The following is a 25,128-nucleotide window of genomic DNA, read 5'->3' on the forward strand; positions in this document are numbered from 1 at the left end:
CATAGCCAGCCGTGACTACTCGCCCGTTGTTGCCGCTGACCGGCGAAAACGCGGGTCGGCGGGAAACAACAACCCAGCGTCAAAACCATATTTTTCGGCCTCTGCCGTTTGCTGCTGATAACGCAATATGGCAATCAAACTGGCGTACACATTGGCGTCAACTCGCCTCGTCAGGTAATGGCGAGCCCATAGGGCATAGCGCGAAAGTTCACTGTCGTCTCGCCGGGTGTTGTAGGCCAGTAAGCGACGCGTCTGTAAATCAAAATCGACCCTGTCCTGCAGCCCCCATCGCGCAAGCGGCGACATCGAGTCCAGGCTCTGGATATCGCGCAGCCCATTACGCTCTACCTGCGTCAGCGAAAGGCCCCCGCGGAAAATCGCCACCATCATCACAACCGCCGCCACGCACAGCCCACCAATGCCACAGCGCAGTGGTAATCTTCCCCTTACCGGAAGAATAACGACGCCCACTTTCCGGCAAGAAAGACGGTCTGCCATCGCCAGCAACACCAAAAAAGCCATCCAGTGCATGGCCGACAGATAGAAAGGGTATTCCAGCTGGGTATGTACCAACATTGGCAGCAGAGCCAGGCATAGCGCGGTGGGCTCACCGGCGTTACCGACCCCGGCCGCAAAAGCACGGCGATCATGCCCGATCGCCTGTAAGAACAGCCGCCCTCCCCCCAGGAGCAGCAACCCCATGCCCATCAGCGCAACCAGTCCACCTTCCACCCACCAGTACAGGATCTCATTGTGTGGATGGCGCGCAATTTCCAGCACCTGCGTGGGCGGCACCTGTTCGATGCGGAAATGCTGGAAAGCGTATTCAAAACTGCCGTATCCCCAGCCGGAGAGCGGATGTGCAGCGATCATCTTCAGCGTGTCCTGCAGCATCGCCAGACGCGCCTGGTTCGACATCTCGTGGGAGATATAACGCACGCCGCCTGCACTCTCCGGCCACAGCATGACAACGCCGCCCAAAACCGCCCCCAGCACCATCAGCAAAGTGGCTGTCAGTAATCTGTGGGCAAAGTGATGGCGGAAACACACCCAAAAACCCAGTACGGTCAGCAAGGTTCCCAACCAGGCTGCGCGAGACTGTACCCAGACCAGTACGGCAGAGAATGCCACCAGCAGCAGTGAAAGAGCGGCTCGGCGTACCCGTTCCCAACGGGACGCATTCAGCACATAGCCCGGCAATAACCACTGCATCAGCACCAAGGCCAGCCCGGTGGCGATAAAACTGCCTAACACGTTGGGTTGCTGAAAGATGCCGTAAACCCTGGCCCCTCGCAGCGGCACCCAGTTCCAGGCCGGCAAAAACAGCTGTAAGACCGCGATCACAGCCTGACCGGCGGCAATTGCCAGTAGCCCCCCCAGCAAGAGGTTGCGTAACCGTGAAGGTATCCTTACCTGCAGCCCACTACAGTAAAAAGTCCAGCCAGCCAGCAAACCTGCAACACGCCATGCTGCGGAGGAAAACCCCGTGTCGGGGCCATAGGCCAGCGGCAGAGATAACAGAACCACGCCCAGCGTTAAATAACGGGACGTCGGCGTGAAAACAATGCCGCGACGATGTGGCTTGCCGCACCAAATCAACAACACCATCACGGCCATGACGGCATAAACCAGCGGATTAAACGGCAGGCTCAACCCAACACCGCCCATATTGGGGAAGTAACACCACGACACTATCGGCAAGCCGATGAAACAGGCGACTAATCCTTTATTTCTTCGCAACACGTCAACCGCACCCTAAAAGCAAATAAAAACCCGCAGGTATCGCTACTCGTATTCCAGGGTAAACGTCGTTACCGCACTGAATGTCCCGCGCCCGATTGACTTGTTTTGGATCGCCTCAGGCTCTCCCTTTACATAGGCCTGCAGGTTGATCATGTTGCTCCCCGCCGACAGCCGGAATTTTTCGCTGGCGCTGTTGAGCGGCAAGGCTTTGCCGTCCTGGGTTTCCAGTCCGATCCCCACACCCGATGCACTACTGCCACCGTCCAGCGCCAACAGGCCGGGCAGCTTGGTGTTTTCCGTGCCGCTAAAGGTGATCGAAACCGTATTACCCAGGCTGAGATCGCACTCGGCCAGATGCAGGGCAAAAGGCTGGCTATGGGTGCGGGTATTCAGATACAGGTATTTGTCGACAATGGTGCCGAAATCGAGCTGTATTTCCTCTTCACCCGGCGGGATCACGCAGGGCTCCGCCACCAGGGTGCCGTGAAAACGCATATTTTCCTCTGCAGCCGCCGGTTGACCGATAACCCCTGCCAACATCGCCCCTGCAACGCCGAGCCTGACGGCCCTGCGCCAGTACCTTTCTTTCACGCCCATGATGACACTCCCTTTTATCGGTGTTGCGCTTGCCCTTTAGCCACACAGTTTTCAAACGTTTAGTCGTAATACAGGCGAAAATCGATCACCGCGCGATAGGCCCCAGCCCCCAGCGTTGCCGGGGTGCGCACTGGCGTCACTGTGTACGTCAGGGTGTTTTGTCCCGGCGTCAGCAGGACGGGCTTGTTACGGGCTCCGAGCCGTACCGGCAACCCGGTTGCATCCGCCAACTGCAACCCCAATCCCGTTACGCCCGATACCTTGATCAGGCCCGGTAAGTTACTGTCGGCGGGCGCCATAAAGGCTAATGACACCGCAGGCTGACTGCTGCTCCAGGCTAAAGCGCCGGTCCAGGCATCCCGGTTGCTCGCCGGTGCCCGCAGGCAATCTTTCAATCTCAGTTCAAACGCCACCGGCGTGCCGCGATCGCCAGGATGCTGAAACTGCGCCGTCCCACTTTCGCCCAGCCACACCTCCTGCCGAGCGGTAGCCATCTCCAGGCTGCAGGCGCTCTCGGTCAGCGATCCGTAGACATGCAAAGTGCCATTGGCCCCCTCCACGTCCCAGTTATCCACTGCACCCGCCTGGGGTATCAGCATTAAAATCATTCCCGCAGTCAGCGGGATCATCAGCGCGGCGAGGACCGTCAGGCCAATAGTGCGGCGTTGGTAGCGGTCATAGGCCTTTCCTGACAACACTGGGCTCTTTCCTTGCATGGTTTATTTCACTCCGCTGTCTTTGAAACCGTTTCTTCCTTGCTTGCCGTAGTCACCGCGTTTTTCCGGTTATTTTTTGGCAGGCACAACCTGACAGGTACTGCCGGTGCAGCGGAACGTCAGTTGCGGCCGGCCACCGTAATCGTTGATGTAAGTCAGCACCGGGCTCTCCCCGAGCGCCGCGGTAGTCAGGTTCAAAGAGGCACTGGCTTTCGGTGCCACCATCATGGGCTCAAAAGCGGCGATCCCCTTTCCTTCCTTACGAGCATTGGCCTCAACAATCGTGACGTAATAAGGCGTCGGGTTATTCACCGCGTACTTGTCGCCCTGTCGGGTCAATGTCAGTTTTTCCTGCCAGGGAGCCGCATTTTTTTGCGGTGCTATTGAGCCCGGCCGATAAAACATCTTGATGCGTGTCTGTAACGCTATCTGCAGGGTGTTTGGCTTATCGCTACGCGGCGGTATTTCACGCAGGTTGAAGTAATAAAGCGTTTCCCGGTCCTGCGGCAGCTGACGCGCGGCAGGCAGAGCCTGAATTTTCACCTGGCTCGGTTTACCGGGTTCCAGCCGCTGTACCGGTGGCAGCACGGTGAACGGACTTTGGATCTTGTTCCCCTGCTCATCCTCAATCCAACCCTGCGCCAGATAAGGCAATTGCTTGTTCTGGTTGCTGATGTTGAGACTCATGGTCTTCAGGTCACCGTCAAAGATCACACGGGTGCGATCCAGGGCAATGGCCGCATCAGCGGGCATGGCAGCCGTACCGGCGGACAGAACGGCAACGGTGGCGAACGTGCTCAAAAGTGAGATTTTTTGTTTGGTCATAGTCTGATTCATCATTTTCTTCGCAATTATCAGCCAGCCCCAGTGCAACTGGCTGACCGGCGGTTAAAACGGTGAGGCGGGCCTCACCCTGAATGTGGTCAGGTAACAGGCGTAACCTGCGCAGCCTTAATACCTTCAGGTGACGAAGGCAAAACCGGTTTACTGGTTCCCAAAGGGTGACAAGGCAACAACAGCGTGTTCATCAGCACCTCATCAGGCAGCAACGCCGGTAGCTGGATCTCGCATTGCGGGCCGCTGTTCCAATGCACCGTCATCACTTCCCCCGGATTAATGCCCGACAGGTAGACACTGCCGCCATCATTGACGATCCCCGTGTCCTGTTTGCGTCGGTTCATCACCGTCGCGCCAAATGGCGGTTCACTGCCATCGGCCAGTTTGATGATGGCCATCGCTTTCTCACCGGAAATCACATCAAACTTGCGATAACCAATGGCACCTTCAGTCAAGGTCGCTTGCACCACCGATCGGGTCGCTTCAACGTTATCCCCAAGGCGGTTGAGATCGATGCTGGCCTTGTTGCGGTAATAGCTGTTCACATCAGTCACCACCGCCTTGCCATATCGGTTGGTCAGCACCGTGCTGCCGTAACCCCGTACCGGCACATCGGCAACGCCGTCGGTATCCAGCATTAATCGGGTTCCGCCCGGCGTATTGATCCGGTGCAGCACCACGCCTTCCTGTGCCAACGTCACCCCACCTTGTGCCCCCAACCCAATGGCGCTGTAACGGCCGGACTGGTAGCTGGCGTTGGCGTTAATCTGGGCCATATCGCCCTCATGGCTGTAATAGCCACTGGTTGTCGCTCCGCTGCGAGCGGCACCCGCAGTGATCTGATAGTTGTTGTGTTCATCAATCCGGTCGTAGTAACCCACGCGGTGCGCGTTATCATCACGATTGACCGTCATGTTGTAGCTAAGCGTCCCCGTGTTGCCCCAGGGGATCGACAAGGACAGGTACATCCCGTCGTCGTTACGTTCGTTGTAGCGGTTGCGATAAGCAGACAGCGACGCGCTGACATTCTTGAAAGTGCCGATATCGAAATAACGCGATACCATCAGGTTGTAGCGATCGTTGGCAGCGCGGTCCCAATAGGTTTGGTGGCTGTAGTTGAGGTAGGTGCTCAACCCCAGTTCACGGAACTGTTTGTTGAAGGTGATGGTGTACATCTCCTTGCTCTTGCCGCTGCGTCCGTCTTCATAACGCGAATCGAGATATTCCCCCATGCTCATAAAATCTTCCTGGGAGAAGCGATAACCCGCGAAGGTGACCTGGCTGTCATAGTCGTCAAAGTTTTTCGAATAACTCAAACGGTAGGAACCGCCGGTCAGTACGCCGTCTTCCGGCAATTTTGCGCGAGACTGCGTGGCATCGAACGACAATGCACCCAGCGCCAACAGATCACGCCCCAGCCCCACCGACAGTGCGTTGTAGTCCCCGCCGCTGATGGCCCCGCCATACAGTGACCAGCCATTGCTGATGCCCCATGAAAACTCCCCGGTACCAAACAATGGCCCGCGCAGGTGGTGGCCCCATTCGGACGGTTTGCCCGCGGCCAGCTTGTAGCGAACGGTGCCTGGACGTGTCAGGTAAGGAATGCTGGCGGTGTTCATCTTGAACTCCTGCACGCTGCCATCCTGCTCTTCAACACGCACATCCAGTTCACCAGACACCGCATCGTTGATGTCCTGAATGCGGAATGGCCCGGCAGCAACCTGGGTTTCATAAAGCACCCGCCCCTGCTGACTCACCACCACCTTGGCGTTGGTTTTTGCCACGCCGCTCACTTCAGGCGCATAGCCGCGCAGGTTAGGCGGCAGCATGCTGTCATCCGAGCGCAAGCTGGCACCGGAGAAACGCAGGCTGTCGAAGATATCGGAATTCAAATAATCTTCGCCCATCGTCAATCGGGAGCGCAGTGCAGGGATAGCCCGGTAGGCGTAATAGCGGCTCCAATCGAACTGTTTATCGGTCGGCTCATTAGAACCCGTCTGGTGGTTGAGATTGGCTTGCCAGTCAGCACGCAGGCGCCAGGCCCCCAGATTGGCGCCACTGGTGCCATTCCCGCTCAGGTTGTAGCTGCTGCCGCCCCCTTTCAGATTTTTTTGCGTTTGGGCGTTAACGTTGTAATCGAACAGCAAGCCCGGAATACCTTCGTCCCACCGTGATGGGGGGTCCCAGCTTTCTGAGCTGTATTCGAGGTAGGCCTGAGGAATATTGAGATACAGGGATGAAGTGCTCAGATCGCCACGCGCTTCCATTCCTGCCAGACGCTGCAGATCAAGGCACTGGCCGTCATGTGTCCAGCTCAGGGAGTTTTGCAGTTTTTCTTTGAACCCTAATTGCTTGACCAATGTCGGCGACAGGCAGGCTTCGCTGCCTTTAGGATCCTCAGGTGGGGCTAAAAAGGTCACCGCCTGCTCCGGCAGATCGTTTTTATTGACGTGTACCACCATGGTATAGACGCCCGGCATAATGTAGCCGCTACGCGTAAACTGGCTCAGATCGATATTCTTGCGATCGTTAATGTCTAATACATCCGTGTTGAACTGGATTTCGGCGGCGGCGTAAACCAACGCAACTGGGTTGCCCAGCGAAAGTGCGACACAGAGCCCCAGGACCTGAAGACGAAATAACTTCCCTGCCGGTGAAAGCATAATAAAAGTCCCTTCAAAAACGAATTAACCGTCAGCACGAGATAATTCAAAAATAATCCAGTTTAAAACGCACTGTGGAAAAATAAGCTCCCGCTTTCAACGGCTGATGATTGGCCATCAGCGTCATGGAGTAATTGAGCATTCTATTTCCAGGAATTATTTCTTCCATCGGCAATGGCTCACCAGGAATAACAACATTCCCGTTACTGTCATTAATTTTCAGTGCAACACCGCGGGCATCGCCTTGTACACCAAACAGTGTTCCTTCTGCAGAACCGTCAAAAGTAACCTGAAAAAAATTCCAGTCGGATTTATTCCCCGGTCGTTCCAGGATGCAGTTAACCAATTCGATACTGAAAGGTTTAGTCATCCCCTGACCGTCACGGATGATTTGTCCTAAAGGAATAGTTTCCATATCTATGGTTTGGTCCCGACTGCCAGCCGCAATGGCGCAGGCGGTATCAATAATAGCGCCGTGCATATTGACCTTGCCCCATCCCTGTAGGGTTTGGGAGGCATAACTGGGCCCGGCGGCCAACCCCGAGAGTAATATCAAAAGTATTACACCGACCTGATTCCCTTGTGAAAACATCGCGACATTCCTTTGACAGGGGGATCAACCAGGCATGCGATAACTCACATGCCTGGTCTATTAAACCTGCGGGGTTACTTACTGATAAGCCAGGGTGAAATCGGCTACAGAAGTAAAATCACCTGGGACGACAGCGGCAGAAGCCCCTTCACCCTGGAGATAAGCAGCAAAGTGCAGGGTGTTGTTGCCGGCGTTCAGAGTCTGAGCCGTTGTCGCTTCACCCAACTTGATAGGCTGACCACCATAAGAAATGGCTACACCCGCGCCGCTGGCCGTACCCGCGATACCCAACAGATCTTTGTTGGTTGATGAAGCTACACCGCTGAAAGTGGTTTTAACCGTTTTCAGAGTAGTGATATCGCACTGTTCCAGCTTGATTTCGAATGGACGAGGATTAGATTTGCCGCCGCCATTCAGTGCCACGTTGGAAACCTGACCCAGGTCTACTGTCTGGTCAATGGACTCAGGGGCAATCGAGCATGGCGCATCAATGATTGAACCTGTGAAAGTAACTTTACCGTGTCCCTGATCGGCTGCGTGTGCAAAAGAAGTTGCGCCAAATGCAATCACTGCAGCCATCATGATTTTGTTAAGTTTCATAGAACCTATATTCCTTATAAGAAAAAATGCATATCCCAATAAAGAACAGAGCATCCGCGTGCCGAACACGCGCAAATTCAACGCTCTAATTCCTTAGCATCTTGAGAGTAATTAAGCCACCGTACTCAGGGGCGAACAGCAATATAATCACCGATTCTAGCCAGGCGATGAGGTTTAAAAAAACCAATGAATTAACATATAACAAATAAGCAAACACATTGAATATTAAAACCGCAAAACCTTTAACTCCCTCTCTTGGTTGGCGATTAATATTCTTGCAAAAGCCTCCCATTAAAAAAAGGATTTTCTTGAGCGCCTTTAATATTCGCCATTTATTCCCTGTATCAGGTTAATTTATTGTTATTTTTAGCCTCATAGATCGTAAAATATTCTTTCTTGGAATAAAATCCTGTTTTTTATAATCTGCCAACCAATGAGATCGCAAACCGACATTTTATGAATATAATAAACCAAATTATGGGGCTTAAGTATGACATCACCCCGTTACACCTACTGGCGACAAATGGATAGCAAGCAATCTATTTCCCAGCCTCAAAAAATAGATAGGCATTTGCTTTCTATAGGAATTAAAGCAGGTTCTACGAAAAGAAAGAGTTTATTTTTCCGGTAAAAACAGCAATAGGAATACAGAGGAAGTGCTATGGAAGCGTTATCCCCGAAACAAAAGGAAGTCCGGCAGCTGCAGCAAGCTCTGCTACAAGCTTTATTAACGCAGTCCCCTCAACCCAGCCCTTTCACAGGGGTGCCGCCTCAGCATGAATGGCTGTCAACCAGGCAACTGGCAGACATCATCGATGTAGGGGTTTATCGGGCCAGAAACCTGCTGCTGGAAATGGTCGCAAAAGGTGAAGTTGTGGTCTCCTCCGGTTCGATAAAAAACTCCCTTAGATGGTACCCGGCAGCCATTTTCTCCAGCCAGGGCGTCACGATTTAAATAGCCGCTAACCTTATGTTTATCAAAATGAAAAAAATTAAACCTCCCGTACCGGGCGGCCTGTTTTCATCTGGATAACACCAAGAGCTCAGCAAAATCGTTAGCCACAGATTATTGGAATATTATAGTGAGAAAGACATCCGTTTTATTATTGCGTTGTTGTTTGGCCGCCTCCTTCTTTTTACTGGTTGGCAATGCCAATGCATTTACCTGCAGAACCTCAGATGGCGGAATAATCCCTCCGGGCGGCTCCAACACACCGGTTGATGTCAGGGTGCGAATCGGCCCGCAGCTGTCCTACGGGAAAAATGAAATTGTTAACGTGAGTCAGGTAACCTGTAAAAACGACGTTGCCAGCTGGTGGGATTACTTAAAAACCGATGCGCCGGCACTGACAATGAATACCGCCATTTTTGGGGCCATTGGCAGCGGGATGACGATTAATGGGGTAGATTATAATTCCCCGGTTTCTTCTAATATCAGCGTATTAAATTTGACTGGCCTGCAGACCAGCAGTGTCGCTATCAGGGTATTTATCGTCTTGAACCGTTTCCCTACGCCAGATATCAAGGTCAATAAAGGCGACGTCATCGGTCAAATCAACTTTCGTCAGACGAACGACCAATCAGGCTGTCCACAATGTGGCCCTTATCGCTGGCGCCTGATTGCCGACAACGACGCCTACTTTGTGACGACCAGTTGCACCATCAACAATGGGCAACAAATTAACGTCGCTTTTGACCAAATCAGGCAGGATTACCTGACGCAAAACGTCAGCGACGCACAAATAAAACAGGACAAGGCTCTGAGTTATCAATGTGATGACCAAAGTGCCACCCAGGATATTCTGATTCGCATGGTCAGCGATGCCACCGGATTCTCTAGCGATTTTATTAAAACCAGCAACCCAAACGTCGGTGTTGCCATGGTTTATAAAAATGCGGTGGTTAAACCCAACAACAGCTTTAGAACCCGCATCGTTAATGGCATGGGGAGCGACACCATCACCTTTGTTCCGGTAAAAAACAATGTCCCTTATACCAGCATTGCCACCGGGCCATTATCAGGTTCAGCCACGCTTATTTTCAGCGCACCTTGAGGCAGAGGCAGATATGATCACCATGAAAAAAAGGCACCCTCACCGCCTTATTTTTATCTTGTCGATGCTCAGCTTCACTGCGTCGGCCGTAGATCAGGGTACCCAGGTAAACATCACGGCGACAGTGGTAGCCCCCCCTCCCTGTGTGATCAACGAGGGGCGGACTATTGATGTCGACTTCGGTAAGGTCGGAGTAAATAGAATTGACGGCACTCGCTATATGCAACGAGTGGACTACAGCATTAAATGCGAGTTTTTGGACAACACCAGACAGCTAAAGATGAAAATCATGGGCAGTGGGGCGGCTTTTGATGCCAATGTCTTAAACAGCAACATTAGCGGATTGGGCATAAAGTTGCTGGCGGACGGTAAGGCATTCAATATCAATACCCCCTTGAGTATTGATTACACCAAGCCGCCAACCCTGGACGCCGTACCGGTTAAAAGTTCCGCACTGGCCTTGAAGGACGGCGACTTTACCAGTGGTGCCACAATGCTGGTCGACTATTTTTAAGCTTTTGGCAACGGGGAAATAGATACAGGGTGGCATTCAACGAGTGCCCCCTGCCCCCAAGCGCGAAAACTCACCTCTGAGCCCTATCACCCATTTGCCGATGAGATGTTAATATCGACGTTTTTCAGGTGAATAGGCTCAGCATGCCATCTTATTATCTTCGCTGTCTTACCTTGGTTTTCACGCTGATTGTCGGCGTTGGCTCCCCCATGCTGGCGCAGGCCAGGCCCGATCTGGAGCGTAAAATTGGCGTGACCGTCGCCGATAGCCCATCACCTGATTATCAATTCAGTGATTTACGGTTCAATTCAGCCGATGGCCAACGCCATTACCGTATCCGCATAGCGCAACCGCGCATTGCCCCGCCAGCGGCCGGCTATCCGGTAGTCTATATGTTGGATGGTAATGCGGTGCTGATGGAGTTGAACGCCAATTTATTGGCCCGGCTTGCGGCGCAAAAACAGCCACCGGTATTGGTACTGCTCAGTTATGACAATGATTTGCGTATCGATGCCAATGGCCGTAGCTACGACTACACACCGGCACCCCTGCAAACCGGTGGGATGCGGGCCAATGGCGGTGCGGATGCCTTTTTGCAACTGATCGAAAGCCAGATTAAACCGGCAGTGGCGGCAAAGGTGGCCATTAACCCTCAACGGCAAACGCTGTGGGGGCACTCTTACGGCGGCCTGTTCGTGCTGCATTCGCTGTTAACCCAGCCAACCGCATTCCAACATTACGTCGCCGTAGAACCTTCACTGTGGTGGGGAAAGGGCTTTATCCTGCAGCAAGCACAGCGGGTTATTGAACGGCATCCCGCCATGTCCGCCCATCTGTGGCTGTGGACTGGCGGTGCGGATAACATGCGCAAAGCGCCCCCCGGTATAAAGCAAAACCCACTCCCTGCAGACGCGGCTCGGCGGCTGGCAGAACACCTGACGACGCTAAACGGACTTGCGGTCAATTTCCGGGAATGGCCAGGTCTGGATCACGGCGCCATGTTCAGTGCGGCCATCGCGCCGGCATTGGATGCGGTAGCTGCAGGCAACTGAATAACGCCATGCCGTTAATCTGGCGATGATCTCAAATGGCCGTTTACGCCAGTAAACTGTTATCTGCTTTTGTCGAAAACAAACAGAATATGGTCATCGTCCAGATACTTGATCTCAACCTCACAGCCTTGCTGGACCTTCGAAGAGTAAAAGGCGGGAATGGTCTCCTTGCCTTCTACCTGTTTGGTCACATCACCTTCATGCCATGAAAGGCGGTATTTTATGTTGGTGGTCCCGTTATCATTTGAACTGATGTAATGGACCTCTTCGACCCGAGCCTGAATATTTCGCCCCTGCGACTGGATTTTGTGGTCGCGGTTAAACAGATAGGCGATATAGGCGATACTGCCCGCGATAATAATAACGGAAATAACAATCGCAAACTTCATTGACGCATCCCTCACATAAACATTGTCATACCGTAAACCGAGGCCATCATTTGGCCATACTGCGCCATCGCACCAGCAAAGGATGCTCGTCCCTCGGCGGTCGCAAGATCAAACAGCGTCTTATCAAATTTCATGTTGGTCATCCCAACCTTAGTGGCCCCGGTGACGCTGAAAGAAGAGCCTTCGGTAACCACTTTCACCGCCGTGAAATCAAAGGAAAACAGGGAAGCAGACTCTTTATGATCTTTGTATTCAAAAGCATGCGGCGTCTTGATGCTCACTTTCTCCGCACTGTCGATGGTGATCATTTTCGGTGAAGTGATGGATACTCCGCCTTGCACCGTCTGGGTCCAACTGCCCAGGATATCCGTCTTGGCATCCTTGGTGATGGTTTGTACTCGCCCCCCCATAATTTCGTCAGTCACGTCCTGGGTGACGATATTATGGCGTTTCCCCGTGACTTTGTCATAGCGGTCCCCGGTGAGGAAGGAGTCCATGCCGTCATCATAGGTGCGGGTCACCTTGCCGGTAACATGTTGATTTTCTGTACCGTCCGTATCGATACTCCGCTTTCCCTTGATGGTTAGCGTTTCCCCGCCGCTGGTAATATCCGACGTCCGGCCATTGGTGATAGTGACCTTTTCGCCGTCTTTAAAGGTTTTGGTTTCCGGTTTGTCGACCGTGGTAGTGCGCGTACCGTGGAATTGGAAAATAGCGTTGCCGAACACCTCATCCTTCTGGTCTTTTTGGATGGTGGTGGTGCGATTGCCGTCCACGGTCACCGTTTTATCGTTCTCCACCGAAATATTCATATCTTTTTCGGCATGCAGCTGCACCATCTCCGAGCCCGCCTTATCTTCGAAGAACAGGTGGCTGGAATTATCACTGTGGCCGTCTTTGGATCGCGTCATAAAGCCCATCATGGTCGCACCGGCGGGCAACGTCCACGGTGGCATGCAGGCTTCGTTATATACCCGGCCGGTGACCATCGGGCGGTCCGGATCGCCATTGATAAAATCAATCACCACTTCATCCCCCACACGCGGGATCTGTACGCCACCGAAGCCCTGGCCTGCCCAGGCGCTGGACACTCGTACCCAGCAGGAACTGCTTTCATCCCCTTTCGCCAGACGATCCCAGTGGAACTTCACCTTCACCCGGCCGTACTTATCGGTCCAGATCGACTCCCCCTGCGGCCCCACCACCCGCGCCGTTTGCGGGCCATGGGTACGCGGCCACGGGGTACGCTGCGCTGAGCGGAACGGCGTGCTCACCGGGATCACCACAAAATCGGTGCGATGCACCGCCTCTTCTCCCCCGCTGGCATAGCTGTTCTCTTCAAAATCGTAACGCGCGCTCAGTACCAGATACTCTCCGCCGTCACTGGCAAACGGCGGGTTGAGCAGGGCAAAGGTACAGCCTGGTACAATGCCCAGCGCGGTAGCCGTGGCGTCAATGCGCTGATGTTCCGCCTGCCACTCCTCCTGACGCACCCGGGCATAAGTTTCGCCGTGGCTGTGCTCCACGAAATGCCCCGGCCAGTCGTAGTAGTCAATCTGGCCCGGTGAGGGTGAGGTTGGGTTTTGTCGCGCCTGGAACAGCCATGCGTTGGGCTTGCGGAAATCGTAGTCGTCGATGCTGTAGATCCCCGGTGTCACCCGCTCGGATATCGCCCACTGGCCGATCCCCTCTTCGCTGGTGCTGCCACCGGAAGGCGTAGCGTGGTAGGGAATCGCCTCATAACCGCTAAACGGCTGGTGCTGCTGAGGCGCGTCGTACAGCACCATGGTGTGTTTACCCGACTCGTGGCGGAAAAAGAAATAAATGCCTTCCAGCTCCATCAGGCGCGAAATAAAGTCGTAGCTGCTTTCCTGGTACTGCACGCAATATTCCCAATTGCGGTAGTTGCCGGTGAGCTGGTTCTCCATCTGCACGCCATATTCGTCGAGCACCGTTTTGATGATGTCCGGCACCCGCTGATTCTGGAAAATACGCTGGTTGCGGTCCCGCTTCAGCGGCCACAGGTCCGACTCCATGGTCAGCGTGTAAACCACGTAACGCTCACCATTAATATCCGCACTGTGTACGTTAACCCTGGTGATTTTTCCGTTGAGATAGCGTGGCGCAGCGAGCAGCCCCTGAGTAGGGATAGTCAGGGTAATCGGCTGGCCAAGCATGGCCCTGCGATCCAGGCGGGCGTTGGTGCTGAGCATCGTCACGCTCAATTCAAATGAACGTGAAACCACTTCCTCTCCGCCAAGTTTCCAGAACTTCAGCGTTCCCTCACCCGCAGGCGTTGTTGCCGTGATACGGTCAAACATAGCTTCTTACCCCTATAACTGAGACTGCGTTATGCCGCTCTGCCACTCATGGCGCCAGCATCAGTACTTTGAATTGGCTGGGTACCGCACGTATCCCCACGGCATTGGTTGAATTCTGCAGGCTGACGCTGGTCAGGCGCGTCGCCGGCGTGCCTTTGAGTAGCACGGTAAAGGAACCGGTGAGATGACGCGATGGCCCCATCACGGTGCCTGACGCCACACCGGTGGCGACACCGGGATTATCCCCGTTGGTCAGCGGAGTCACCGTGGCCATGTTATGGGCAGGCATGCCCATAAACAGAATATTCAGCGCGTTGGGGACGGCCGTTGGCCCAAGCGCAATATCCGGATAGGGTATCGGCGTTGGTGTCGGCATCGGCGTCATGCAGACATCGGGAAAAGCCAAATCGGTGCCCATCAGTTGACAGTTGGCAAACATCGCGGCCTCCTCAGCCCATATGGATCTGTTCGGCATCCACTTTGGTGATTGCCTTCGAAGTAATAACGGTATTTTGCGCATGCAGACGCGCATAATCTTCGGCCTGCATATCCAGTTGGCCGGCACGGACCTGCTCCGTCTGGCGCGTAGTACGCAGCAGGTTATGGCTCACCTGGGTGATGGTTTGCCAGATTGACTCCGTGTGCTTGCCCACCATGCGCGAAAGGCTTACCCAGGCGGAAAACTTATCGCCGCTGTACTGCATTTCGCTGATATGGCAGTCGCCCTGGCTGGCGTTGATGCGCAGCGCTTCACTGCTGAGGCTGATTTCGCCGCTGCTGCGGATATGCAGATCGCCCGGTACGCTCAGTTCGGCCATTTCCGGATTGGCGCGCTCCAGCACCGCCAACAGCCACACCTGATTATCCACGCTGGTGATAAGCACCAGATCCCCGGTCTGAGGAGTAATAACGCAGCTGGCGGCACGCCGGCAGTGCCAGCCGCGCCCCTCACTCTCCACGCTCAGGCTACCGTTGGAAAAGCAGTGGGTCACCACCCCCGCACTCTGCAGTGGCGGTGCTGCCGCTTGTAGCAGTTTGTGATTGATATTGTTCATCTTCTCTCCTTAACGGCGGCTCTGATGCTGAAGGCTCCAGGCCTCGGCAGCCAATAACTCTTCGTCATATTCAAGGATGCCCCGACGATCGGAAAAATGGGCCCCCTCCTGCTGCGCCCGGTGGAACCGGGTGCGGGAAAATGTGGCACTGCGAAAATCGGCGCGGCGCAAATCCGCATGGGTAAAGTCGCTGTAGGTCAGGTCGCACAGGGCAAAGTTGCTGCCTTCAGCCTTCACCTGCTGCAAAATGCTCTGGAACAAGCGGCTGTGGCTAAAATCGGCCTGTTGTAACCTGGCGCCGATAAACAATGCCTGATCAAACACACTGCCCTGGCAGTTGGCCCCGCTAAGATCCGCACTCATAAACAGCGCCTGACTGGCGTTCACCTTACGGAGTTGGGCTTTTCTCAGCGAAGCGCCTTTGAAATTGCACTGCGTCAGTTGCGCCCCGTTGAAGTCCACCGCGTCGAGCTGATTATCGGTAAACTGACAGCCGCTAAAGCGCTGCTGGGCATAACTTTTTCCACGCTGATCGCAGTTGAAGAAGACGGCCCGGTCGAATTGACTGTGGCCCAAACGGGTCGTACGCAGATCGATATTGAAAAAGGTCGTCAGCAGGCACTGGCACTGCCCCAGCAGTGCCTCGTCCAGCGAGCTCTCGAAGAAGGTGGTACGTTCCAGCGTGGAGTGGCTGAAGGTGCTGCCGGAAAGCGGGCTGCGCATAAACTGGCAAGCGTCGAACCTGCTGCGGGAGAAATCGCTGTTGCCCAGCTCACAATGATTAAAGATGCACTGCGCCAATAGCGTGTCGCAGACGCTGATGGCCGTCATTTCACAATCGTTAAACACGCTCTGCTGCATGTGCGCGCCGCTCAGCGTCACCCCATTCAACAGACACTCATTAAACACCGTTTCATGCAAATTGGCCGCCTGCAGGTTCGCCCCCTGTAGCGAGACCTCCTGAAAAATTCCGCCGGACAGGTCGCACCCTTGCAGCTCGAGGCCATCGAGGTTGCAGGCGTTAATCAGCTCGCCATTTTTTATTTTCTGCTGTAGCTCGACCGCGCTCAGCGTCGTCATTTCAGTTCCTCATCGCGCTTCGGCAGCGTTTTCACCCGGCTGGTATAGGCGTTATCCAGCCGCGTCTCCCTGTTAATAAAGGATTGTGACAGGTCAGCGCGGAACAGATTGGCACCGGTAAAGTCCGCGCCGCCCAACTGAGTTTTCTGCATCAGCGCGCCCATCAGGTTGGCTCCGGTGAAATTGACCTGGCGGAAATCAGTGCGGATCAACAGGCTCCCGACCAGGTTGGCACGGGTGAAGTTCGCCCTCTGGCAGTCCGCCTCACTGAGATCGCTGTTCTCTACCTTTGCCAACGTAAAGTTCGCCTGCGTGAGTAAAGCCTGCCGCAGATTGCTTTCTTTCAACGTTGCTTCGCTAAAGTCCGCACAGCTTAAGTCACTCTTCATGACGGCCGCGCAAGTCAGCAGGCTGGCCGCTTTAAACTGGGCGTACGGCAGTTTGCTCTCCACCCAGTTACAGCTCTCCAGCCACGCACCGTTGAAGACCGCCGCCTGCAACTCGCACTGTTGGAATACGGTCTTGTGTAGCCTGGCCTCGCTGAAATCGAGCTGCGGCAGCGTTAAATTCATAACGATGCATTCCTCCAGCTCGGCACGGTGGAAACGGCAGTGGCTAATACCGACCTGGCGCAGCAACAGCGTTTTTAGCCTGGCATGGCTGAAGTCACAGCCGTCAAACAGGGCGTCTTCCAGTTGGGTTTCCGTCAGGTTGGCACCGCTAAAATCGGTCTGCCGACACTGAGCCAACGCCAGACTGGCTTTGGTCAGATTACATTCACGCAGCGAACTGTTGCACAAATCGGCCCGCGCCAGCATCGCCTCGCTAAAATCAGCGCCGTCCAGCTGACAACCGCTGAGATCGGCGCTTTCCAGCAACGCCTTACGGAAATTAGCGCCGCGAAAATCCATGCCGGAGAGGTCCGCGCCGGTGAAATCTAGCTCGCTAAAATCCCCTCCGCACACCATGGTGTTCGAAGCGCGCTGGCGAATGATCCGGGCGATATCCCCCGTCATGCGTTTCGCCGGCGGTTGATGCTGGACTGCCATCAGATACATCTGGTGCAGCGATTCACGGCTCTGCGCCAGTTTCTTCGCCGTCATGCTGTCCGCATGTTGATGCAGCATTTCCTGCATACGGTGCATGGATTCCGGGCCACGAGGCCGATTATCTTGTTTGGCGCCCTGACGGGCTTCCACCTCAGCCTGACGCGCCTCGGCCTGCGCTTTCATCTCCTCAGCCTGGCGCTCCAGTCGTTCAACAAACGCCGGCAGTTCATCCAGCTTCGGCATCTCTGGCAGCGCAGTCTCCGCCAGTAACTCGTTAACATCCCGCCCTTCAGCCTCAAGCCTGGCGCGGTGCTGTTCGCGTATTTGACTTACCCGGTTTTGCATATTGTTTTGCATCGGGCTGTCTGTTTGCTGCATTTCGCTGTCAATCCAGGGACCGATCAGCTCTTCCGGCAACAAATCTTTTTCACGGAAGGCAAACAGTGCCCCTTTCCCTTTATCCAGCCGCTGGGCCAGCACCTTGCGATAGTGGTTGGCCGAACGGGTCGCACCCTTTTTCTCCAGCGCCGGCATGAGATGCAGCACATCTGCCGCATCATCCTCGTTAATGCGGCAACTGCCCTGCCAGATCAGCATCATCTGTTCCCGATGCGGGAAGAACCAGAGCGTGGTGGCACGCAGCGCAATCTCTTCAAACAGCGTTTCGTCCCCACGCTGACGATTGATAAAACAGCGCGCCCGCCATGGCGGCAGTTTGCCCGACTGTAGCGGTTTCTGCGGATGCATATTCCAGATGCGCCACTCGGCTTCGGGCGGCAGCTCATCCTGCTCCGGCCACCACTGATCCGGACTGGCGGCATTGAATACACGCCAGTCGGCATCGCGGGCCAGACCAGGAAAGTCATTCTGCAGCCAGTTGGCATCATAGGCTTTGCCCATGCGCTTAAAACGACGCGGCCAGCTCATGTCCAACGGCCCAAAACTTACCGGCTCGGGTTGCTGTCGCTGTGAGGTCATACGCTGATGCGGCAGTTCGATATTCGGCAGACGACGATAAGCCACGCCGTTGTGTTGCTCTTCGACGGCGCCAATACCATGAGGATTCTCTTCGTATCCTGCGCCGCCAAAAGCACGGCTCCAGTCGAGGCGCATCGATTCAAAATTGCGTGGCGGGGTCGGCTGCGAACCAGACCAGAAACGATCGCCAAAAGCCAACAGGCTCTTGCTGAGGTTCCCCACGTCAATACGTACTGCGCAGCTGTTTTTTTCCTTCTGATGATGGGTATAGGCATTCCCCGTCGCCAGAAATTCGGCCCGGACTTTCGGGATGGCCACATCAATGACGCCGCCGCTGGTTTGCAGTTCTTCCGCCGCCAGTTGCCATAATTCCACCTCAGGACGCAGCTGGGGCGTTGCGCCCATATCCAGCAGTGCCATCACTGAGACGCCCAGATAATTTTTACCCTGCTGGCGAAAAGGTCGATTTAATACGCTCAGACGCAGCGGCTTAATAATCTTCATATAATGCGCCTTTAGGCAGCCAGTTAATGAACGCGGTTAAAAAGAGGGATAATACATCTGCCTAGTTTTCTATCGCATTACCCGAATGAGTGCAAGATGGAGCCAGGAATGATTATTCCCCTGGAGCAGATAATAAAAGATATTTATTACAGTAAGTCATTCAGGGTGGATGAACCTCTCCCCTCCCAGGCCAAGCGCCAGCAGGGCTGGCGCTTTCTGACTTTCGGCCCAGGGCGCTGGTGATGGCACGGCAACCCTTGAAATTAAGATTATTCTTAATTAATGAGGTTTTTCTGCTATTTTTTTGCATTAATCAAAAGTAGCTTCTATTACTAATAAGCGTCAATCCGTTATATTCCAAACAATAATATAGTGCGACATGGTTATTGGGATGAGTTTTAAACTGGAAGGCGTGGCGGAAAATCAAAGAATGGGATCATACATCGTTTAGGCCCTAATCGATAAAGCCATACTGGTTATTTTAAATACGACAAACGGCATTAAACCGCTGATGTTCTCCCCGCATTAAAACAATAAAATAGCATCCCCCTTCTGCTCACCCTCTGACAAGTCGCCGGCAAGGCCTGCTCTTTTTCCGTCGACGACCGACGGCAGATTTTCACACGGATTGACCAGAAGGCTGAAGATAGCGGCTCCCCTTTGGCAAGTTGACTTGCTCTACCGGTGGAGCCTGAATAGCTAATGTATTTCCTGGATGAGGCCCTGGTGAGGCACAATAGGAATAGATTGACTGAGCAAGGCTAACCGCTATTTATTACCGCGTATTACGCTATTTTCTAGCCTCGTCACAGTTAATATAAACCCTTGGCCCCCTGACGGGAACGGGTGAAAAACACCCTTGTAATACATTACGAAAAGTGATAGTTAAACCCGTTGGCAAGGCCCTAATTGATTGCCAAAAGACATTATTATCACAGGGAATTATATCACATCCATGAAAATCAATATTACCGACCAGCCAAATCCGCAAGATGAAGAGTTCGTTATCGACAGCCTTTGGGCTCATAATGAAAAAACCGAACACGTTGATATCCACCCCTTGTTCCTGACCGTGACCGATGACCAAGGCAAAATCGTTGCCGGACTGGTGGCCAGAACCTGGTGGGGCGGGCTTGAAGTGCAATATCTTTGGGTCAGCGACCAGCATCGTAAAAGCGGCTATGGTCGCCAACTGATGCTCCAGGCAGAAGAAGAAGCCAGGAAGCGCGGCTGCCACATGGCCTATGTCGATACCTTCGACTTCCAGGCCCGCGGCTTTTACGAAAAACTGGGCTATCAGCTGTACGGCAACCTGGGCGGCTATGCCAAAAAGCATACGCGCCACTACCTGGCAAAAGAGATTTAATCCGGTTGTCACCGGTGAGGTCAGAATGGATTCGCCCGATAAAAATAATGAATTCTATTTGAAAGGTCTGATTGCCATGATGGAGCACTTAAGTGAACCATGGGGCATTAAGGATCTGGCATCCCGTCATATTTACATGAACCATGCCGCCTACCTCTATACCAACACGCCGCTTGATTTTGATGTGGCCGGTAAGCTGGACGACGAGTTTCCCGCCGACTGGGCCGAATGCGCGGCCGATTTTGTCGAACACGACAAAATGACAGAGGTCTCGCGGGAACGGGTGGCGGTGATAGAAACGCATTATTGGTACGGAAAAGACAGTCTGACCCCGTTTATCAGCGAAAAACTGCCGATCTACAACGATAAAAAAGAAGTGGTTGGGGTGATGTGGAACGCCAAACCGCTCAACACCCTATCTCCGCTGAAATTTATCAATCAACAAAAGCCCAGCGTTCTGACCACAGAAACCAATAGCACTATTTTCACCCGGGCCGAACTTGACGTGATATTTTTAATGCTGCAACGGCTGTCGGTGAAAGAGATCGCCAAAATATACAACATCAGCAATAAAACCATAGAAAACAGAATATATAACATCTATCAAAAATCTGACGTCCATACACAGCAGCAGTTTGAAGAATTTTGCAAATATGCGCATCTGGACAATTACATTCCCGATCGCCTGATAGCTAAAGGCATTCAGTTTATTTAATAGCAAGGAATACCACACCGTGATCAAAATTGAAGACTATCCGTTAACCCGGGTACCTCAGGATAAAAGAGTCTCGTTTTTAAGCGTGGCCATTGTGCATATGGGCATGCTGACCGCGCTGGATCAGTTTATGCTGGGCGCCGTATTGGGCCACTCAATGACGCTGTTCGATGCCTTTACCGCCATTTTCGTCGGTAGCCTGATCTTTGGCGTAGTGACCTACGGCCTGGGGCTGGCGGGGATGCGCGAAGGGATCTCCGGCAGCCTGCTGGCCCGCTGGTGCGGCTTTGGTCGACTGGGTTCGGTGCTGATCGGCGTGGTGGTGGCCGTCAGCCTGCTGGGCTGGTTTGGCATACAGAACGCCATCTTCGCCAAGTCGCTGGATTTCGCGCTGGGCAATAAGCTGGGCTTTGGCCTGGCGGCCGGCCTGTCCGGCACCCTGCTGACCATACTGGTGGCCTTTGGCTTCAAGGCATTGCGTATCGCCGCCCGAATTGCGGTACCGATGTTTATTATGCTGGTAGCCTATATTTCTTACATCACCCTCACCGGCCATAATCTGCCGGAGATTATTAAATTAATGCCGCCAGGTGAGCCGCTGTCGATCAGTGCCGGTATCACCATCGTGGTCGGTGGCGCCATTGTCGCCAGCCTGATGACACCCGATCTGACGCGTTATTCCAAAAACGGCAAGCACGTGTTTGGCGTAACAATTCTCACCATTGTCGCCGGGGAGTTCGTGGTTAACGGTCTGGCACTGCTGATCGCCAAAACGCTCGGCACGGCAGACGTCGTGACCATCATGTCACAGGTCGCCGGGGGGGCAGGCCTGCTGGTGGTGGTGTTCTCCACCTTAAGGGTCAATGACCTTAACCTGTATTCCTCTTCACTGGGCATCGTCAACGCGGTTGAAGGCATGACCGGTAAAAGACTGAAATACACCGCCACCACGCTGGTGATTGGCGTGTTGGGTACCACACTTTCGGTATTGGGGATACTGGATCGGTTCGTCGACTTCCTGACGGTACTGGGTGTGGTGTTCCCGCCGATTATCGGCGTGATGCTGGTGGATTACTACGTGCTGCGTACCCACCGTAAAATTCTCGATGACAGCCGCCGGGAAGGCAAACTGCCCGACCAGACGCCGACCATTGGCTGGGCAGCGATCGTCGCCAGCATTGCCGGCAGCATCGTCGGGTTAGTGACCGAATGGGGCGTGCCGACCATCAACTCATTGCTGGCCGCCAGCCTGTTGTATTGGGTATTCAAGTTGGCGCTGAATCGTTCGCAGAAACCGGCCCCAGCGCAAAGCTGAGCTGACCGCTAGCGGCAAAACGTTATTGCCACTCTCCAGCAACTGGGGAGTGGCAAAACAATAAACTGGGGATCTGACGAACTGAAAGCGGTGGTTTTAAAACTGAGACCTAATTGGAATTCCCTGGTGTCGGTAGCTAAAACATCCTTTAATACCCAGAGAATGGAAACGCCTCCCTCCCTGAGCTTTTTATTATAGAAGTTGTTAGACAATCGTTTATTAACCGTTTTGACCGTCACGAAACACTTCAGTATGGGTGAACAGTAGCTCACAAAAACCACCGTGGTCAACACAAAAGTAGACACAAAACCCACTTTTGTGTTCACTTTTAAGGGTTGACCATCTAAGCGATTGATTTGTATTCAATTACCTTTATTCCACTTTACGCTCAATCGGGTGGAAGCATCATTGGGTGTAATACCAGGCAATTGAACATACGTTTTCAAAGATTAATCAGCCGGTTACCGCCCCGTTTCCGGTGTCAGTTCTGGACAATATCAGCGCGTGCGATATAGTAAAGCCGGCCAGAATATTGTAAGGAATGCTTATGAAGACCACTAACGCCCAGCGCAAAAGCAACATCATTAAGAACATTGAATATCTGATGCGCACCCGCGGCGAAACCAAGGCATCCTTCTCTAACCGTACTGGCCTGACACGCACCACTATCTACAAAATCCTCGATGGACGAGTCAACAACGTGCAGCAAGCCACGGTTAACCGGATTTCAGATTTCTTTGGCGTTTCCTGCGAAGAAATCGAAGACTATGATCTGGAAAAACTGGAGCTGCTCAATGAAACCCTGTCCACCGAAGGCAATAAAAACCCTTCCGCCATTCCTGTTATTCCGCAGTCGCGTTTTTTAGCAACTGCCGACAAGAAGATCGGCCAACTGGTCACAGAGTTCCCTTTGACTTATTTCTTCGGCGATGAGTCAAATATGGTAGCAATGCGAATAGAGACCGAAATAAAAGGTTCATTTATTCCAGGCGAGGTCATTATTATAAAACGCCCGCCGGTATTAGTTTGCGATTCGCCTTTATTGTATCACTCGGGAAAATACGGCTTCTTTGTGGTTAATGACAAAGAAGAAAATAGCATGGAGAAAAATCATCAGGATACCGTGCAATTCCTGGGTTATATCATTGGAGAAAGGCTATAAATGGAACCGAATCAAAAGTTCAAGCTATTGGGCTTTACCCGGCATGGTACTTTGGCTGCCAATGTCATGGTATTAGCCACCGGCAAAACCATTACCATGGGGCTCAATGAGCTGGCCGACAGCGACATATCGGAAGATTTGAGCCGACATGAGCTACAGGCGCTGTATCGCAAAATCTACGGCAACAACCAGCAGCAAACCGCCTATGAGCTCAGCGATCGCCATGAAAGATCCTGGTACGCCTATCTGATCATTACCGTGGCGCTCAGCGTGATTTATATCTTCTCAACCCTGTGCGGCGTCAAGCCGATTGAAATTGCAGCGTTGAACATCATCACTCCCCCGGCGATATTTATTTATCCCCTGACCTTTATCCTGGTGGATATTCTGAACGAATTTTATGGGCTGCGGCTGGCCAGGCGCACCATTATCATCTCGTTTATGGCCAACCTGATTTTTGTGCTGGGCGTTTGGGCAACCACACTGGTACCGAGCATTCCACAGTGGGAGTTCAGCAAGACTTATGACGGCATCGTCCACAGCATCATGGCGGTGCTGGTGGCCTCATCTGCCGCCTATTTAATCTCCGAGAACGTCAACTCCTACCTATTGTGCAAAATCAAAGAGCTGACCAACTCTCGCTATCTGTTTGTGCGGGTGATCACCAGTACCGTGGTGGCCTCGGCCATCGACAGCGTGGTGTTCTGTACCCTGGCGTTCTACAACGTTTTGAGCTGGGACATCATCAAAATCATGATCCTGTCGCAGTTCCTGATTAAAGTGGTCTACGCCCTGGTGGGTGTCGGGCCGATATACGCCGCCCGGAGCCTGTTTAACCGTTATATCAATACCGATCTTGCAAGGAGCAATGAATATGCATATCAAAAAACAAGATAAAATCACCCATCTTGGCGCCAACTCCGATTACCCGGACCAATATGCTCCCGAATTGCTCGAAGCCCTGCCGCGCGCGCGCGGTCGCGATTTGATCGGCGTGGATGAACAGCAGCTGCCGTTCCACGGCTTTGACCTGTGGACCGCCTTCGAACTTTCCTGGCTTAACGCCAAAGGCAAGCCGGTGGTGGGCATTGGTGAATTTACCCTGCCCCATTCGTCCACCAACCTGATCGAGTCCAAGTCCTTCAAGCTGTATCTCAACAGCTTTAACCAGACGCGCTTCGACAGCGTGGAACAGGTCAGCGCCGCGATGCAAAAAGATCTGTCGCAGGCCGCCAATGGGCAGGTTGGGGTGAAGCTGTATCCGGGGTTAGACGGTTATTCAGCACAGATCGACGCCCTGCCGGGCATTAATATCGACGACCTGGATATCGCCGTCGATGACTTTGATTTCAAACCGGAATATCTGATTGGTGCCACCAGCGAACAGGCGGAACAGGTGACGGAGACGCTGTCTTCCAACCTGCTGAAATCCAACTGTCTGGTGACCAATCAGCCGGACTGGGGCAGCGTGGTTATCCACTATCAAGGCCGTAAAATAGATCGCGAGCGCCTGCTGCGCTATCTGATCTCCTTCCGCCAGCATAACGAGTTCCACGAGCAGTGTGTCGAGCGTATTTTCAACGACATCAAGCAAAGCTGCCAACCGGAGAAACTCAGCGTGTTCGCCCGCTATACGCGCCGCGGCGGTCTGGACATCAACCCGTTCCGCAGCGATTTCGAAACGGTGCCGACCCTGGGCCGTTTGATCAGGCAATAACCGTTCGTCTTGTCATGCCCCCCCCGGGGGCATTATTTTCCCCGTCATCTGTTTGTTATTTTTCGCCATTACCGTCGTTAACCACTATCTTCAAAACACCCCTCAGGGA

Annotated in this window: 24 protein-coding genes; 11 read left to right on the forward strand and 13 right to left on the reverse strand. The window is 53.4% G+C overall.

Annotation, left to right across the window (positions count from 1 at the left end):
* Positions 1 to 15: 15 nt before the first annotated feature.
* The 7 genes from E5C26_RS20980 to E5C26_RS21010 all read right to left on the reverse strand — a co-directional run bounded on the left by E5C26_RS20980 (position 16) and on the right by E5C26_RS21010 (position 7,748).
* Positions 16 to 1,743, reverse strand: a complete 1,728-nt coding sequence (locus tag E5C26_RS20980) for a PglL family O-oligosaccharyltransferase (protein WP_312847935.1) — start codon at positions 1,741 to 1,743, stop codon at positions 16 to 18.
* A gap of 42 nt (positions 1,744 to 1,785) precedes the next feature.
* Positions 1,786 to 2,340: a fimbrial protein gene (locus tag E5C26_RS20985; protein WP_135318021.1), complete on the reverse strand. Its 555-nt coding sequence runs from the start codon at positions 2,338 to 2,340 to the stop codon at positions 1,786 to 1,788.
* Positions 2,341 to 2,399: 59 nt separating this feature from the next.
* Positions 2,400 to 3,038, reverse strand: a complete 639-nt coding sequence (locus tag E5C26_RS20990; protein WP_135318022.1) for a fimbrial protein — start codon at positions 3,036 to 3,038, stop codon at positions 2,400 to 2,402.
* An 87-nt stretch (positions 3,039 to 3,125) separates the two neighbouring features.
* Complete coding sequence (locus tag E5C26_RS20995; protein WP_409513915.1) at positions 3,126 to 3,881, reverse strand: fimbria/pilus periplasmic chaperone; 756 nt, start codon at positions 3,879 to 3,881, stop codon at positions 3,126 to 3,128.
* Positions 3,882 to 3,979: 98 nt separating this feature from the next.
* Positions 3,980 to 6,556: an outer membrane usher protein gene (locus E5C26_RS21000; protein ID WP_135318024.1), complete on the reverse strand. Its 2,577-nt coding sequence runs from the start codon at positions 6,554 to 6,556 to the stop codon at positions 3,980 to 3,982.
* Between the two features lie 46 nt (positions 6,557 to 6,602).
* A complete protein-coding gene (locus E5C26_RS21005; protein WP_135318025.1) occupies positions 6,603 to 7,148 on the reverse strand; it encodes a fimbrial protein in 546 nt (181 codons plus the stop codon).
* 78 nt (positions 7,149 to 7,226) lie between these two features.
* Positions 7,227 to 7,748 carry a fimbrial protein gene (locus tag E5C26_RS21010; protein ID WP_135318026.1) on the reverse strand — a complete coding sequence of 174 codons (522 nt, stop codon included), beginning with the start codon at positions 7,746 to 7,748 and terminating at the stop codon, positions 7,227 to 7,229.
* A 661-nt stretch (positions 7,749 to 8,409) separates the two neighbouring features.
* On the opposite strand from E5C26_RS21010, the gene E5C26_RS21015 reads away from it, so the two are divergent.
* From E5C26_RS21015 to E5C26_RS21030, 4 genes are all read left to right on the forward strand, one after another.
* The gene (locus E5C26_RS21015) at positions 8,410 to 8,703 is read left to right on the forward strand and encodes a hypothetical protein (RefSeq protein ID WP_135318027.1); all 294 of its coding nucleotides are present in this window, start codon (positions 8,410 to 8,412) and stop codon (positions 8,701 to 8,703) included.
* Between the two features lie 127 nt (positions 8,704 to 8,830).
* A complete protein-coding gene (locus tag E5C26_RS21020; RefSeq protein ID WP_240776133.1) occupies positions 8,831 to 9,802 on the forward strand; it encodes a fimbrial protein in 972 nt (323 codons plus the stop codon).
* Between the two features lie 13 nt (positions 9,803 to 9,815).
* Positions 9,816 to 10,316: a fimbrial protein gene (locus E5C26_RS21025; RefSeq protein ID WP_135318028.1), complete on the forward strand. Its 501-nt coding sequence runs from the start codon at positions 9,816 to 9,818 to the stop codon at positions 10,314 to 10,316.
* Positions 10,317 to 10,459: 143 nt separating this feature from the next.
* Positions 10,460 to 11,368, forward strand: coding sequence for an alpha/beta hydrolase (locus E5C26_RS21030; protein WP_135318029.1), 909 nt, complete (start codon positions 10,460 to 10,462; stop codon positions 11,366 to 11,368).
* Between the two features lie 59 nt (positions 11,369 to 11,427).
* Here E5C26_RS21030 and E5C26_RS21035 read toward each other — a convergent pair whose 3' ends face one another.
* From E5C26_RS21035 to E5C26_RS21060, 6 genes are read right to left on the reverse strand one after another with little or no spacing between them, the layout of a single operon-like run.
* Positions 11,428 to 11,757 carry a hypothetical protein gene (locus E5C26_RS21035; protein ID WP_135318030.1) on the reverse strand — a complete coding sequence of 110 codons (330 nt, stop codon included), beginning with the start codon at positions 11,755 to 11,757 and terminating at the stop codon, positions 11,428 to 11,430.
* A gap of 11 nt (positions 11,758 to 11,768) precedes the next feature.
* Entirely contained in the window at positions 11,769 to 14,078 is a 2,310-nt protein-coding gene (locus E5C26_RS21040) for a type VI secretion system Vgr family protein (protein ID WP_135318031.1), read from the reverse strand.
* A 46-nt stretch (positions 14,079 to 14,124) separates the two neighbouring features.
* Positions 14,125 to 14,517 (reverse strand): DUF4150 domain-containing protein, encoded by a 393-nt coding sequence (locus tag E5C26_RS21045; protein ID WP_012146887.1) that lies wholly within the window; start codon positions 14,515 to 14,517, stop codon positions 14,125 to 14,127.
* 10 nt (positions 14,518 to 14,527) lie between these two features.
* A complete protein-coding gene (locus E5C26_RS21050; RefSeq protein ID WP_135318032.1) occupies positions 14,528 to 15,133 on the reverse strand; it encodes a DUF3540 domain-containing protein in 606 nt (201 codons plus the stop codon).
* 9 nt (positions 15,134 to 15,142) lie between these two features.
* A complete protein-coding gene (locus E5C26_RS21055) occupies positions 15,143 to 16,213 on the reverse strand; it encodes a pentapeptide repeat-containing protein (protein WP_135318033.1) in 1,071 nt (356 codons plus the stop codon).
* The gene (locus tag E5C26_RS21060; protein WP_135318034.1) at positions 16,210 to 18,744 is read right to left on the reverse strand and encodes a DUF2169 family type VI secretion system accessory protein; all 2,535 of its coding nucleotides are present in this window, start codon (positions 18,742 to 18,744) and stop codon (positions 16,210 to 16,212) included. The genes E5C26_RS21055 and E5C26_RS21060 overlap by 4 nt, the downstream gene beginning before the upstream one ends.
* Before the next feature lie 108 nt (positions 18,745 to 18,852).
* On the opposite strand from E5C26_RS21060, the gene E5C26_RS24920 reads away from it, so the two are divergent.
* The 7 genes from E5C26_RS24920 (at position 18,853) to queF (ending at position 25,019) form a co-directional block, all read left to right on the forward strand.
* The gene (locus E5C26_RS24920; protein ID WP_260516248.1) at positions 18,853 to 18,987 is read left to right on the forward strand and encodes a hypothetical protein; all 135 of its coding nucleotides are present in this window, start codon (positions 18,853 to 18,855) and stop codon (positions 18,985 to 18,987) included.
* Between the two features lie 712 nt (positions 18,988 to 19,699).
* Positions 19,700 to 20,110: a GNAT family N-acetyltransferase gene (locus tag E5C26_RS21065; RefSeq protein WP_135318035.1), complete on the forward strand. Its 411-nt coding sequence runs from the start codon at positions 19,700 to 19,702 to the stop codon at positions 20,108 to 20,110.
* Between the two features lie 25 nt (positions 20,111 to 20,135).
* Complete coding sequence (locus E5C26_RS21070) at positions 20,136 to 20,825, forward strand: helix-turn-helix transcriptional regulator (protein ID WP_135318036.1); 690 nt, start codon at positions 20,136 to 20,138, stop codon at positions 20,823 to 20,825.
* A gap of 19 nt (positions 20,826 to 20,844) precedes the next feature.
* The gene (locus E5C26_RS21075) at positions 20,845 to 22,140 is read left to right on the forward strand and encodes a cytosine permease (RefSeq protein WP_135318037.1); all 1,296 of its coding nucleotides are present in this window, start codon (positions 20,845 to 20,847) and stop codon (positions 22,138 to 22,140) included.
* A 547-nt stretch (positions 22,141 to 22,687) separates the two neighbouring features.
* Positions 22,688 to 23,302: a helix-turn-helix domain-containing protein gene (locus E5C26_RS21080; protein ID WP_135318038.1), complete on the forward strand. Its 615-nt coding sequence runs from the start codon at positions 22,688 to 22,690 to the stop codon at positions 23,300 to 23,302.
* On the forward strand, positions 23,303 to 24,199 hold the full coding sequence (locus E5C26_RS21085) for a queuosine precursor transporter (RefSeq protein WP_135318039.1): 897 nt from the start codon (positions 23,303 to 23,305) through the stop codon (positions 24,197 to 24,199).
* A complete protein-coding gene (gene queF / locus E5C26_RS21090; RefSeq protein ID WP_135318040.1) occupies positions 24,177 to 25,019 on the forward strand; it encodes an NADPH-dependent 7-cyano-7-deazaguanine reductase QueF in 843 nt (280 codons plus the stop codon). The genes E5C26_RS21085 and queF overlap by 23 nt, the downstream gene beginning before the upstream one ends.
* The last annotated feature ends 109 nt before the right edge of the window (positions 25,020 to 25,128 follow it).

The sequence above is a fragment of the Serratia proteamaculans genome, from assembly GCF_004684015.1.
Taxonomy (GTDB): domain Bacteria; phylum Pseudomonadota; class Gammaproteobacteria; order Enterobacterales; family Enterobacteriaceae; genus Serratia; species Serratia proteamaculans_F.

Excerpts from the sequence above, each read along its gene's own strand:
- E5C26_RS20985 (WP_135318021.1), bottom strand. The coding sequence starts at position 2,340 with ATGGGCGTGAAAGAAAGGTACTGGCGCAGGGCCGTCAGGCTCGGCGTT.
- E5C26_RS20995 (WP_409513915.1), bottom strand. The coding sequence starts at position 3,881 with ATGACCAAACAAAAAATCTCACTTTTGAGCACGTTCGCCACCGTTGCC.
- E5C26_RS21000 (WP_135318024.1), bottom strand. The coding sequence starts at position 6,556 with ATGCTTTCACCGGCAGGGAAGTTATTTCGTCTTCAGGTCCTGGGGCTC.
- E5C26_RS21005 (WP_135318025.1), bottom strand. The coding sequence starts at position 7,148 with ATGTTTTCACAAGGGAATCAGGTCGGTGTAATACTTTTGATATTACTC.
- E5C26_RS21010 (WP_135318026.1), bottom strand. The coding sequence starts at position 7,748 with ATGAAACTTAACAAAATCATGATGGCTGCAGTGATTGCATTTGGCGCA.
- E5C26_RS21015 (WP_135318027.1), top strand. The coding sequence starts at position 8,410 with ATGGAAGCGTTATCCCCGAAACAAAAGGAAGTCCGGCAGCTGCAGCAA.
- E5C26_RS21025 (WP_135318028.1), top strand. The coding sequence starts at position 9,816 with ATGATCACCATGAAAAAAAGGCACCCTCACCGCCTTATTTTTATCTTG.
- E5C26_RS21030 (WP_135318029.1), top strand. The coding sequence starts at position 10,460 with ATGCCATCTTATTATCTTCGCTGTCTTACCTTGGTTTTCACGCTGATT.
- E5C26_RS21035 (WP_135318030.1), bottom strand. The coding sequence starts at position 11,757 with ATGAAGTTTGCGATTGTTATTTCCGTTATTATTATCGCGGGCAGTATC.
- E5C26_RS21040 (WP_135318031.1), bottom strand. The coding sequence starts at position 14,078 with ATGTTTGACCGTATCACGGCAACAACGCCTGCGGGTGAGGGAACGCTG.
- E5C26_RS21045 (WP_012146887.1), bottom strand. The coding sequence starts at position 14,517 with ATGTTTGCCAACTGTCAACTGATGGGCACCGATTTGGCTTTTCCCGAT.
- E5C26_RS21050 (WP_135318032.1), bottom strand. The coding sequence starts at position 15,133 with ATGAACAATATCAATCACAAACTGCTACAAGCGGCAGCACCGCCACTG.
- E5C26_RS21055 (WP_135318033.1), bottom strand. The coding sequence starts at position 16,213 with ATGACGACGCTGAGCGCGGTCGAGCTACAGCAGAAAATAAAAAATGGC.
- E5C26_RS21060 (WP_135318034.1), bottom strand. The coding sequence starts at position 18,744 with ATGAAGATTATTAAGCCGCTGCGTCTGAGCGTATTAAATCGACCTTTT.
- E5C26_RS24920 (WP_260516248.1), top strand. The coding sequence starts at position 18,853 with ATGATTATTCCCCTGGAGCAGATAATAAAAGATATTTATTACAGTAAG.
- E5C26_RS21065 (WP_135318035.1), top strand. The coding sequence starts at position 19,700 with ATGAAAATCAATATTACCGACCAGCCAAATCCGCAAGATGAAGAGTTC.
- E5C26_RS21070 (WP_135318036.1), top strand. The coding sequence starts at position 20,136 with ATGGATTCGCCCGATAAAAATAATGAATTCTATTTGAAAGGTCTGATT.
- E5C26_RS21080 (WP_135318038.1), top strand. The coding sequence starts at position 22,688 with ATGAAGACCACTAACGCCCAGCGCAAAAGCAACATCATTAAGAACATT.
- E5C26_RS21085 (WP_135318039.1), top strand. The coding sequence starts at position 23,303 with ATGGAACCGAATCAAAAGTTCAAGCTATTGGGCTTTACCCGGCATGGT.
- queF (WP_135318040.1), top strand. The coding sequence starts at position 24,177 with ATGCATATCAAAAAACAAGATAAAATCACCCATCTTGGCGCCAACTCC.